The sequence below is a fragment of the Pseudomonas sp. GGS8 genome (assembly GCF_024168645.1).
Taxonomy (GTDB): domain Bacteria; phylum Pseudomonadota; class Gammaproteobacteria; order Pseudomonadales; family Pseudomonadaceae; genus Aquipseudomonas.
The window spans coordinates 5,596,294-5,608,776 of record NZ_JALJWF010000001.1; the positions used below are offsets into that span (position 1 = coordinate 5,596,294).

Genomic DNA, 12,483 nt, shown 5'->3' on the forward strand with positions numbered 1-12,483 from the left:
CGTTACCGCACATCCATTCCGGCCTCGCCTTACTTTGCGCAATTCAACCCATGCAAAGGATTGCATCATGCCGACACCTGCATCCCCCTCTGCCACGGCGGATTTGACCGACATCATCGCGCACGCCGTCAGCGCCCGATTCAGCTCCCGCCCCACGCTGCGCTCGGAAACCGCTCGCCTGCTCAAGGAGAGCCTACTGGAAAAGTACCCGCAACTGGACTTTGACCCTGAGCGAACCAAAATCGCGCAGCCGATTCCCAACGGGGCCTGGCGCCTCACGTTGCTGCTGGACTTGGTACTGGATTATCTGGCCAGCGGCACACCTGTCGATTTCAGCGAGCAGTTCAGTCGTGCCTGCTTTCTGACCAACCGTGCGTCCGCGCAACTGACTGTCGGCAAAACCACATCGCGCCTGCCTGATCTCCAGGTGATTGCGGGGGTCATCCTTGAGCTGCCCGACTTGCTGCACATCGGGCTTCAGGAATCGCTGACCCATTACTGGAACCAGAAGGACGAGACCGGCGTCAGCCGCTGGCAATGGCTGGGAAACTTGCTGGCTGGTGTCCTGCAGACATCCGCGACCCGCCTGTCGAAAAGCAACCCGGTGCAGGCCGGGATTCTCACGGAACTGGCCAGCCACCCGGACAACCTGCAGCGTCTCCAGCAACCCGGATCAAAAGGCCCAATGCAAGCCTGCACCCTGCAAACCACCCTGACCAAAGGTGACGTGTCCATTACGCTGCAGGCCTGCGAGCTCCTGGTGACTTGTGGTGAAACCCATTTGTTGTGCAGCGTGACCGGCAAAATCGAGCCCTTCTCCTCCCTGGAAGCTTTCGGCCTGGCCTGGGGCGCACGGTTTCAGCAGGCATACAAGGCCGAGGTCATCACCTGGAAGCGGTTTGAACCGGACGGCAACATCTTTGACATTCAGGCTGCCCTGCTCCTGAACCAGCAACTGGAAGATCTGGCTGCGCTCAAATTGCCCGCCAGCCAGAGCCTGGGCGAGTTGACGAAACACGTTGACGCGATCACCGAAGTCGCCACGCTGTTCATCGATAGCCAACCGGACGATGCCGTTTTTCAACCGATACAGGCATCGATTCCTCGGTGGTTGCAAGCGGCGACACCCACTGACCGCATGGCCTATCGCAAGCATGTCCTGGCAATGGCCAGCGTCAAACAACAGACCCAGGGACGCACCTTCAACGATGGCATCGACGACCTTCGTACGTTTGCCCGAAAAGCCCTGCACAAGCAGATGCGGGAAGATTATCCGTTGGCACCCGGTTACAACTCCGACGAGCTGGAACTGACCTTTCATGTGCCCGTCGGTGACCTCGGCAGCGGCTACATCGAAACCGTCAAAATGACCCTGACCGAGTTGGCCGTCAAAAATCTCGCCGCAAAACCCAAGGGCCGTATGACTGTCCGTCATACGGGAGATCAACTGATTCAGGACTGGACTACCGACGCCTATCTGCTGGACCTGGTGAGCCGGGTCAACGTCGGCAAACACTATCCCGAACTGATCGAAACCTTGCTGCTCGGCGAGACCGACGACGCACGGGAGCGGGAACGATTGTTCGCGCTGGAACTGTCGGTTCATCTCCCCCTTCTGGCCCTTGAGCACTCGATCAAGGGTGAGCACGGGTTCACCCATCAAGGGTATCGCTATGTCGATGCGTTGATGAATCGCACCGCCGCCGAACGGGTCGTCGATGAACAGGCCGTGGTCATCCGGCCTCTGGCGTTTCAACGCAAGGACGGCGCCGACTGTGATGTGGCCGCCAACATGTTCATCATCGAGCCCAAAGACTTGCAGGCCACTGGTCCACATATCCTGTATCGCCCGTTGTACACCCCATCACTGCAGCAATACGCCGCACGCAGCGACTTGCTCAAAGCGGTCGCACAACAGGGCGCGCTGCAAACCAGCGTGCTGACCTGGCTCCCGGACCGCGCACGTCCGGTTTACGACAACAACGGTTTCAACGAACCGCATATCAACCACTTTCACATCGGCGACGATTTCTCGCCGCCCGACAAGCCGAAACCGGCGATTCTGGCGGGCGACGAAGCTGCGGCCCAGTGGCTCAGTGCAGTGGAGGAAGGTCGATTGCCGGCCAGCCTGTTCGCCAGCAACGCCCGGGCGCTGGCCGATCTGGCTGACAGGCAATCGGTGTCCGATGCCGAAAGCCGTTGGGCGATCATCCTTGAGGGTGGCTGGCTGGTCTTTAACAATCTGGTACTGCCACTGTTGCGTGGCCCGGCGATGCTGGTGGGCTGGATGCTGCAAATCACCCATAGCCTGATCAATGACCTGCCCGCACTGGACAGTGATGACCCAACTACCCGGAATCTGGCCTGGATCGATGTGCTCTTGAACATCGGCCTGCTGCTTTTGCATGTCGCACGAACTCAAGCTGAACTGCCTGCACTGGCGCCAGAGCGCATGGGCGAAGACGGTCCGAGGACCCTCGATCCGCTGCGCCGTCTGTTGCCACTGGACTTGCTGAGTCCCAAAACAGCCATCACTCAAGAAACACCCGGACTGCCCTCCGAACCGCCAGGCAGTGGCAGTACGTTGCTGGATTTCAACCTGTCGACCGCTCGGGACTCGACCTCGACGCGGCTCTTTAACAAGCTGTTGGCGGTCAAGGTTGAATGGCCAGCGTCCCTGCCAGAGCCTGTTGTAACCGGTCCCTTCAAGGGGTTGTACCTGATCGACAACAAATGGCACGCCACGGTCGCAGGCCTGCTGTTTCGCGCGAGTATCGTGCCCGGTTTCGGTGAGGCCTACCTGGTGCATCCCGAGCATCCTGACCATCCGGGAATCAAGCTCAAAACCGATGGATACGGCCGATGGACGCTGGATCAAGGGCTGAAACTGCTCGGGGGAGGACGTAACGCCAGGCGGGATGCCCTGCGCGAGAGTAAACAGCAACGCATCAGCCTGCTGGAGCTGAACCACCAGGAATTTGTGCAGCAACAGACGCAGGTGCAAAAACGCGTTGATATCGCGGAAAAGCTGATGGAGCTGAAAAGAAACGACCCCGCCAGCAGCGAGCAGGATCGCGCCACTTTTCGCCAACGGTTCGCGGACGAACTGGACAAACAGAGCGAAACCTACGTCACGGCGCTTGCCGAAATCCACGAAAAAAGCGTTCTGAGCAAATCTGATCCCGATCCAAAACTGCAGCGTGGCCTGTTGGAGAATCTCATCAACAACGCGCGCAAACGAGTTGTGATCGCTGACCGGGAACGGGAAGCCACCAATCGAACTTACGCGGACTTGACCCGCGGTATCGAACACTTGCGCGAAGCAATCAAGGACAAGGGCAGCGTCGTGCTGGACCGATACTTCGAATTCATGCGCAGGACCTCCGAAGTCAACGAAACCATGATCAGGTTCTACGAAGAAACAGAGAGCCGACTTGTGGAGCTTAAACACCTGTCTCGCTTGGGCTTTGAGGACTGGAAACGATTGACCGACAATCGCTCCGAGAATGAATTGACCGCATTGCGAATCAAGTCCTACCAACTGAGCATCTTGCGTATTCTCAGTCTGAAGGAACTGGGTAGCGCCACCATGGCCTCACTCGAACTCGCGCTCGATCCTCTGATGCTGCTGTCTCGCTCCCACTCCGAACTGCAAACGTCTCGTACTTATAACAGCAGCGATCGGATCGCCGTTCTGGACAACCTGGTCGATCATTACCGCAAAGCGCTGGACGGGCTTGAAAGTATCGGCATCTTCAATACCGAAGAATTACAGCCGGCGGCTTTCAATCGCCTGCGAGAGATCATCGGTGAACTACGCCTCGATGCCGAGCGACGTCTGGCCGACGACCTTCAAAACCTCCCGCAACCTTCGGTCTCCGAGCCCGGTCCGTCTTCACCCGGAACCAGCAAGCCACCGATCCAGCGCCCCTCTTCATGGGCCAGTCGCAAGCGGGTCATCAAAACCGCCAAGGGCACTCTGATCGGCGATATTCGCCCCCGCGTGGCTAATCAGGGCGGAGATATTGTTGATATCAACGGTCCACTCGAAGATGCACCACTGGCGTCTTTCCATGAACATGAGCCGAATGTCTGGGTAGAAATGATCGAGGTCAGGCAGCCCGCCCCCAAGGCCTCCGCGCACTCCCACGCACAGCTCAAAGGGGATGCCCGCAAGGCAATCGCCAATGTCGACAAGCAGGTAAGGAAGATCGAGGGTTACGCGCAACGCGCAAGCTCACCCAAGGAAATTGAAGAGCAATTGCAACGCGAAGCACAAAAGCTGACCGGGTATGCCGAGGGGCTGGAACACCATGAGGCCCCCTCGCCAAACGGGGAACAAGATGCCTCGTTAATCAGAGATTTACGCGATAAAGCGCGAGCCCTCGACAGTAAGGCATCGGAACTGCGCATCCGCATGACACAGGCCCAGCCCCCCAGCAGTGAGGGTGTGGAGTATCTGATACGGTGCAAGGAGGTTTACCCACGCATGATCGGCAATCGCGTACAACTGAAAACCGGACGTAAAGACTTCATGCAGGAGTACGTCCTGTTAAACAAAGACGATCAACCCTGGTGGTACGCGCATTTTCACTATGCACGCTTCGATGATGCCAAGACGCAATATACCCAGGCCCATCTGAAAACCAGGGAACAACGCTTCGAAACCTACGAATCGGCGATGGCCAAGGCTACAGATCCAAAACAGAAAATCGATATCCACCGCGGGATCATCAGCAAGGAGCTGGCCAACAGTGCATTCCTGACGCTACAACCACGCTGAGTGATTCGCCCATAAAAAAGCCGCAACCTGAGTTGCGGCTTTTGGGGTCAGACTGACGCTTAGTGAGCAAACAGCGAGTTGCCCTTCTGCCCTGCCAGTTTTTCCGGCTTGATCAGGAACCGCGCCAGCGCTGGCAGCAGCCACAACGCGCCGAACATGTTCCAGAGCAGCATGAAGGTCAGCATCAGGCCCATGTCGGCCTGGAACTTGATCGCCGAGAAGATCCAGGTGCACACGCCGATCGCCAGGCACAGACCGGTGAACAACACGGCTTTACCGGTGGACTTCAGCGTCTGGTAGTACGCCTCTTGCAACGGCAGGCCGGCACGCAGGAAACTTTCCAGACGGCTGTAGATATAGATGCCGTAGTCCACGCCAATCCCAACCCCGAGCGCCACCACCGGCAAGGTCGCCACTTTCACGCCGATGCCCATGAACGCCATCAGCGCGTTGCCGAGCACCGAGGTCAGCACCAGCGGCAGCACGATGCACAGGGTCGCCGCCCAGGAACGGAAGGTGATCATGCACATGGTCGCGACGCAGATGTACACCAGCACCAGAATGGTCAGTTCGGAGCGCTTGATCACCTCGTTGGTGGCGGCCTCGATCCCGGCATTACCGGCGGCGAGGATGAATTCCAGGCCTTCCTTGTTGTTGTCCTTGGCAAAATCCTGCACCGCATGCACGGCACGGTCCAGGGTTTCGGCCTTGTGATCGTTGAGGAACACCAGCACCGGCGCCAGGGAGCAATTGTTGTTGTACAGGCCATCGGCACGGGCGATGGAGTTGTTCAGCACGTCCGGATTGCGCGACAGGGTTTCCCATTTCAGGTTGCCCTCGTTCATGCCCTTGATCATTTGCTTGGACACGGTCACCAGCGAGATCGCCGACTGCACGCCCTCGGTGTTCTGCATCTTCCACATCAACTCGTCGATCGGCGCCATGGCTTCGTAACGCGAGCAACCTTCGGGCTTGGTCTTGACCATCACCACCAACACGTCAGAACTGGTGGAGTAGTTGTTGATGATGAAGCTGTTGTCCTTGTTGTATCGCGAGTCCGGACGCAGTTCCGGCGCGCCCTGGTCGAGGTCACCGATTTTCAGGTTCTGGCTGTACCAGAGGCCACCACCGAAGGCGATCAGCGCCAGGGCAATGGAGACCGGTGCGACTTTCGGGCTGGCGAAGTTCGCCAGCCGGCGCCAGAACGGATGCTCGCGGTGCGCGTCTTTCTTACTGCGGTCAACGGCGCGTTTGCTGATACCGACGTAAGAAATGGCTACCGGCAGCAGGATCAGGTTGGTGAACACGATCACCGCCACGCCGATGGACGCACCGATGGCCAATTCGCGAATCACGCCGATGTCGATGATCAACAGCGTGATAAAGCCCACCGCATCCGCGAGAATCGCGATCATCCCCGGCAGGAACAATTGACGGAATGTACGCCGCGCCGCAGTCAGTGCGTTGTCCGCCTCGCTGGACTGCAAGGCGATACCGTTGATTTTCTGCACGCCGTGGGAAATCCCGATGGCGAAAATCAGAAACGGCACCAGCATCGAGTACGGATCCAGCCCGAAGCCGAAAAAGTGCATCAAGCCCAGCTGCCAGACCACCGCCACCAGTGTCGTACTCAGTACCGCCACGGTGCTGCGCATGCAGTTGGTGAACCAGTACAGCAGGATCAGGGTAATGACGAAGGCGACGCCGAAGAACATCACCACCATGACCAGTCCATCGATCAGGTCGCCGACTTTCTTCGCGAACCCGACAATGTGGATCTTCACGTTAGGGTTCTGGGCTTCGAACTTGTTGCGGATCTTGTCTTCGAGTTCATGCGAGAACTTACGGTAGTCCAACGCCAGCAACTTGCCCTGGTCTTGTGGGTCCGGGTAGGACTCCAGCAGCGGGATGTCGACGATGCTCGATTTGAAGTCGTTGGCCACCAGACGCCCGACCTGCCCGGACTTGAGCACGTTGTTGCGCAGCAGGTCGAGGCTTTGCTGGGAACCGTTATAGCTCTGGGGGATCACTTCACCGCCAGCGAAGCCCTCCTCCGTCACCTCAGTCCAGCGTACGCTCGGGCTCCACAGTGACTTGAGGCCGGAACGGTCGACGCCGGAGATGTAGAACACCTCGTCGTTGATCTGGCGCAGAGTCTCCATGTACTCCTTGGAGAAGATGTCGCCATCGGTGGCTTCAACGGAAATCCGTACGGTGTTGCCCAGGTTCGCCAGATCGTTGCGGTGCTCCATCATCTTTTCAATGAACGGATGCTGGAGCGGGATCATTTTTTCGAAGCTGGTGGACGGCCGGATCAGCGTCGCCTGCCAGAACAGGAAAATACTGACCAGCAGGCAAATGACGATCACCGCCGGGCGGTTGTTGAAGATCAGGCGTTCAAGAAACGTCGCCTTGTCCTGATGAGGAGTGGTTAAGGATGTCATAGACCCGCCTTCTTATTATTTGCCCGGCTCATTTGGACGACCCGTTTTTTCCGTTCTCTGCGCCCGTTGGCGAAGTGACGCGAACGCCGCCCTGGCCTGCAAGAATCAGATTGCCGTTGCCCGCCGCCGTGACCGCCGAGACGGAAATGCGATCGGGACGGTTGAACACGCTGAAGGTCTCGCCGTCGTCGCTGCTGCGAATGACACTGCCGCCATTGCCGACGATCACGATGGAACCGTCGTCGAGCAACGTGGCGCCGGACAGGCCGAATTCCAGCGCACCGCGTGCAGCCTTGAGTTCGACCTGTTCCCAGGTGGTGCCGAAATCCGTGGAGCGGTAGAGATTGCCCCGCAACCCATAGACCAGCAGCGTGGCCGGTTGCGCGGTGCCGATTACGCCGAACAGCGAGCCTTCATAGGGACCTTCCAGCTTTTCCCAGGTCAGCCCCTGATCGGCGGAACGGAACATGCTGCCCTGCTCGCCGACGATGAAAATGCCGGAATCCTTGACTGCAGCAATGGCGTTGAGGTGGTACTGGTCTTCGTTGGCCAGGCGATCGCTGACGTCTTCCCAGTTCTTGCCACCGTCGGTGGTTTCCAGCAAGGCACCGTAAGCGCCCACGGCAAAGCCGCTGTTGACGTCCTTGAACCAGACATCAAGCAGCGGCGATTCGCGTCGCAGGTCTTCGAATTGTTTGGTCCAGGTGACACCGCCGTCTTCACTGGCGAGGATCTGCGCGTCATGGCCGACGGCCCAACCGTGCTTGTCATCGACAAAAAATACCGCTGTCAGCAGTTGCCGGGTCGGCACCTTGGCTTGGGTCCAGGTCACGCCTTGGTCATCGGAATAAAGAATGTGCCCGCGATCGCCCACCGCCACCAGGCGTTTGCCGGCGTGTACGACATCGAGCATCAGGCCTTTGCTGGCCTTGGCGGATTCAATGGAATAAACCACGTCGGCGGTCGGCGCGGCAGCCGCCAGTACAGGGGCCGACAACACGGCACAACCCAACAGCGAGAGCGCTGTAGCCAGCAACGCGAACCTGCGTAACGCCGGCGGGCGGCAAATACTCACACCCATGACAGGCTCACTCATAGACCTTCCCCCATTATTATTGTTAGGTCATTCAACCTTTCAGGGCGCCGTAAGGGGGTGCTCACCGGGACTGCCCTATTTCAGAGCATAGTCCTGAAACCCGCAATCCAGAGCCCCTTCGGAAGCTGGGCTTATCCTATCGGGGTTTGGAAAGGTCTGACAATCGACGCCACGTTATCTTTTGTTAACCGGGGGGATAACGGTTGCGGGTGAATGGGGAGGCATTTCGAGGGGTGATGGTGCCTGGTCTGGCGCGATCGCGAGCAGGCTCGCTCCCACAATGGATCTCCATTTGCCACAGACTCTGCGAACAACAAAGATCAAATGTGGGAGCGAGCCTGCTCGCGATTGAAGCACCGCGGTCTGCGTGGCAGCCGCGGTGTCAGTATCAGGCCAGGCTCTTGCTGACCACTTCGTACACATCGCTGGACAGCTGCCCCGAAGCGAGAATCCGCTCCAGTTCGCCTTTCATCAACGCCTGACGGGCGCTGTCGTACTTGCGCCAGCGCGTCAGCGGTGCCAGTTGGCGAGAAGCGATCTGCGGATTGAAGCCGTTGAGCTCAATCACCAGATCCGCCAGGAAGCGATACCCGGAACCGTCAGCCGCATGGAAGTTGATCAGGTTCTGCCCTGCAAACGCGCCGACCAGTGCACGCACCTTGTTCGGGTTCTTGATGTTGAACGCCGGGTGTTGCATCAAGGCTTTGACTCGCGCCAGACCACCCGGCAACGTGCTGCCCGCCTGGACACTGAACCACTGATCCATAACCAGCGGATTGTCCTTGAAGTGCTCGGCGAAGCTCGTCAGTGCCTTGGCTTTCTGCTCTTCGAACGGCGAATTCACCAGCACCGCCAATGCGGTCAAGCGCTCGGTCATGTTGTCGCTGGTGTCGAACTGCTCAAGGGTCGCCGACAGGACTTCCGGCTTGCCGCTGAGCATCAGGTACGACAGCGCAATGTTTTGCAGCGCGCGACGGGCGAAATGCTCGGCCTCGGCCACATACGGCGTTTTCTTCGAGAGATCGCGATTGCCCTGATAACGCAGCCACAATGCCTCGAACAAACCTTCAGCCAATTGCTTACGGGCAAACTCGCGAGCCGTATGAATGGCGTCTACGTCAGCCACTTCACTGATCTCAGTCAGGTATGCCTCGCCCGGCAGCGAGAGCATTTCGGCGACCATGGCCTGATCCAGCGTCTCGTCGGACAGCACAGTACGCAGCGCTGCAACCAAACGCTGATCCAGCACCAGCGCTTCACCCTTCTGCTGCTGGGCAATCAGCTCTTGCAACACCTGCACCGACAATTGCTGACCGGCATCCCAACGGTTGAAACCGTCGCTGTCGTGCTGCATCAGGAACATCAGTTGATCGCGGTCGTACGGGAAGCTCAGTTTCACTGGTGCCGAGAAACCGCGCAGCAACGAAGGCAGCGGTTTTTCAGCGATGTCGACGAAGGTGAAGGTCTGCTCGGCTTCAGTCACCGAGATCACCCGCGAAGTGCCTTGAGCACTGACTTCACCGGACAGGCGCAATGCAATCGCTGCGCCTTTCGAATCAAGCAGACCCAGCTCCACCGGAATCACGAACGGCAGCTTCTCAACCTTGTCCGGGGTTTCCGGGCAGCTCTGGCGGAAGGTCAGGCTGTAGATTTTCGCTGCGGCGTCGTAGGACTCGCTCACCGCCAAGCGGGGTGTGCCGGCCTGGCTGTACCAGCGTTTGAATTGGGTCAGATCGGCGCCGTTGGCGTCTTCCATGGCCTTGATGAAGTCGTCGCAGGTTACGGCCTGGCCGTCATGGCGTTCGAAGTACAGGTCGCTGCCTTTGCGGAAACCGTCAGCGCCGAGCAAGGTGTGGATCATGCCAACCACTTCCGAACCCTTTTCGTACACGGTCAGGGTGTAGAAGTTGGAAATCTCGATGAAGCTGTCCGGGCGCACGGCGTGGGCCATGGGGCCGGCGTCTTCGGCGAACTGGTGGGTGCGCAGGTACGCCACGTCCTGGATGCGCTTGACCGTGGCCGAGTTCATGTCGGCGGAGAACTCCGAATCGCGGAACACGGTGAAGCCTTCCTTCAGCGACAGCTGAAACCAGTCGCGGCAGGTCACGCGGTTGCCCGACCAGTTGTGGAAGTATTCGTGAGCAACGATCGCCTCGACCCGCTGGTGCGCGGCGTCGGTAGCGGTTTCGGCGCGGGCCAGTACGGCGCTGGAGTTGAAGATGTTGAGGCCCTTGTTCTCCATGGCGCCCATGTTGAAGTCGTTGACCGCGACGATCATGAAGATGTCCAGGTCGTACTCGCGACCGTAGACCTCTTCGTCCCAGCGCATCGACTTCTTCAGGCTGTTCATGGCGTGCTGGCACTTGTCGATGTTTTCCGGCTCGACGTAAATGCGCAGCGCCACAGAGCGCTCGGTCATGGTGGTGAACGTGTCTTCGACACACCACAGGTCACCGGCCACCAGCGCGAACAGGTAAGCCGGTTTCTTGAATGGGTCTTCCCAGGTCGCCCAGTGGCGGCCGTCTTCGCCGGGACCGGAGGCAAGCGGGTTGCCGTTGGACAGCAGCACCGGATAACTGTGCTGCTCGGCGACCACCGTGGTGGTGAACGTGCTCATCACGTCCGGGCGGTCGAGGTAATAGGTGATCTTGCGGAAACCTTCGGCCTCGCACTGGGTGCAGAACATGGTGCCGGATTTGTATAGGCCTTCCAGGGCGGTGTTGGTTTCCGGGTGGATCCGGACGCTGGTGTCGACCGTAAAGCTCGTTTCGGTCGGGTGCAGGGTCAGATGATTCTCGGTCAGCTGGTAGTCGGCAGCGCTCAGCTCGCGGTCGGCCAGTGTCACCGACAGCAGCTCGAGTTGCTGGCCGTCAAGCACCAGCGGCGGCAGGCCCGGGCCACGTTCAGGGTTGCGGCGCATCACCAGTTGCGCATGGACCAGGCTGTGGTCCTCGAACAACTCGAAGGTCAGGTGCGTCTCGTCGATCAGGTACTCGGGCGCCTGATAGTCCTTCAGGTAGATCATCTTCGGTTGTTCGGTGCGCATGCTGGAGTCCTTACTGATGCACGGCGAGCTGGTAGGCCGTGTATTTACGAATATTGATCACGCCGGTGTCGAAAATCAGGTACTGGCCCTTGATCCCCAACAGCGTGCCTTCGGCAATCGGGTTCTTGTCCAGGTTGAAGCTGACGATTTTGGCCGGATATTGCTCGACCGGATAGCGGATCTCGAGCGGTTCGACGTCGGTAATCGTCTGGATTGCTTGTAGGCCGAATCGTTCCTGCAAACTTTGCAAACCTTCGGCGCAGCTTTCAAACAGCTGATCGCGAACCTGCGCCAAGTCCACCGACGCCGCATCGCCCTTGAGTAAAGCACGCCAGTTGGTCTTGTCGGCAACCTGGCTGCGGAACAGGTCTTCAACGAAGCCCGACTGCTGGCGGGTCGAGACGCGCACGATCGGCAAGGCCTGGCTGGCGCCCTGATCGAGCCAGCGGGTCGGCAGCTGGGTGGCGCGGGTAATACCGACCTTGATCCCCGATGAATTGGCCAGGTAAACCACGTGGTCAGTCATGCAGAACTTCTCGCCCCACTCAGGCTCCCGGCAGGTGCCGGCGTCGTAGTGGCAGCGTTCCGGGCTCATGATGCAGATGTCGCACTGCGCCAGTTTGGTCATGCACGGGTAGCAGTAACCCTGGCTGAAACTGGTTTTGGTCTTGCGTCCGCAATGGGTGCAGTGGATCGCCCCCAGGTATTCCAGACGCACCGTGGTGCCGATCAATGGATTGACCGGTACCTCGGCGTCGCCCAGACGAAAAGCGTACTGCACGTTCGGCCCGTCAAGGCGCGCCGACATTTTGCTGATTGCACCGCGGCCAATCTCGATCAATGGATGGCATCCGATTTGAACAGAATATTCGGCACTTCGATCGACTTCGACGCACACTCCTGCGGGCCCATGTAACCGGTACGCTGTTCCTCGGGCAGGTTCTGGGTTTCCCAGGCGATCATCGCTTGCAGGGACAGTTCGCGCTGCTCGGCGGTGAGTTTGCCACCGTCGGACCATTTACCGATTTCCACCGCCAGTTTCAGGCTCTGGTAGATATCCGGGGTGATGTTTTTGATCATTTCGTTAAAAGAGGACATCAAGGGCTCCGCGCTC

6 protein-coding genes are annotated in these 12,483 nt (G+C 58.9%); 1 reads left to right on the forward strand and 5 read right to left on the reverse strand.

The genetic code is table 11. From position 1 onward, the window contains the following. Positions 1–67: 67 nt before the first annotated feature. Positions 68–4,783 carry a DUF6543 domain-containing protein gene (locus J3D54_RS24890; protein ID WP_253423998.1) on the forward strand — a complete coding sequence of 1,572 codons (4,716 nt, stop codon included), beginning with the start codon at positions 68–70 and terminating at the stop codon, positions 4,781–4,783. A 59-nt stretch (positions 4,784–4,842) separates the two neighbouring features. Here J3D54_RS24890 and J3D54_RS24895 read toward each other — a convergent pair whose 3' ends face one another. The 5 genes from J3D54_RS24895 to J3D54_RS24915 form a co-directional block, all read right to left on the reverse strand. Continuing rightward, positions 4,843–7,227 (reverse strand): RND family transporter, encoded by a 2,385-nt coding sequence (locus J3D54_RS24895; RefSeq protein ID WP_253424001.1) that lies wholly within the window; start codon positions 7,225–7,227, stop codon positions 4,843–4,845. A gap of 28 nt (positions 7,228–7,255) precedes the next feature. Then, on the reverse strand, positions 7,256–8,323 hold the full coding sequence (locus J3D54_RS24900) for a YCF48-related protein (protein WP_253424004.1): 1,068 nt from the start codon (positions 8,321–8,323) through the stop codon (positions 7,256–7,258). Between the two features lie 388 nt (positions 8,324–8,711). Continuing rightward, positions 8,712–11,369: an aminopeptidase N gene (pepN, locus tag J3D54_RS24905; protein ID WP_253424007.1), complete on the reverse strand. Its 2,658-nt coding sequence runs from the start codon at positions 11,367–11,369 to the stop codon at positions 8,712–8,714. A 10-nt stretch (positions 11,370–11,379) separates the two neighbouring features. Then, on the reverse strand, positions 11,380–12,210 hold the full coding sequence (locus J3D54_RS24910) for a DUF2797 domain-containing protein (RefSeq protein WP_253424010.1): 831 nt from the start codon (positions 12,208–12,210) through the stop codon (positions 11,380–11,382). Then, positions 12,207–12,467: a YeaC family protein gene (locus J3D54_RS24915; protein WP_253424013.1), complete on the reverse strand. Its 261-nt coding sequence runs from the start codon at positions 12,465–12,467 to the stop codon at positions 12,207–12,209. Before J3D54_RS24915 ends, J3D54_RS24910 begins: the two co-directional genes overlap by 4 nt. Positions 12,468–12,483: the final 16 nt, after the last annotated feature.

Bases quoted from the DNA above. Each gene is read 5' to 3' on its own strand.
- J3D54_RS24890 (WP_253423998.1), top strand. From the start codon at position 68: ATGCCGACACCTGCATCCCCCTCTGCCACGGCGGATTTGACCGACATC.
- J3D54_RS24895 (WP_253424001.1), bottom strand. From the start codon at position 7,227: ATGACATCCTTAACCACTCCTCATCAGGACAAGGCGACGTTTCTTGAA.
- J3D54_RS24900 (WP_253424004.1), bottom strand. From the start codon at position 8,323: ATGAGTGAGCCTGTCATGGGTGTGAGTATTTGCCGCCCGCCGGCGTTA.
- pepN (WP_253424007.1), bottom strand. From the start codon at position 11,369: ATGCGCACCGAACAACCGAAGATGATCTACCTGAAGGACTATCAGGCG.
- J3D54_RS24915 (WP_253424013.1), bottom strand. From the start codon at position 12,467: ATGTCCTCTTTTAACGAAATGATCAAAAACATCACCCCGGATATCTAC.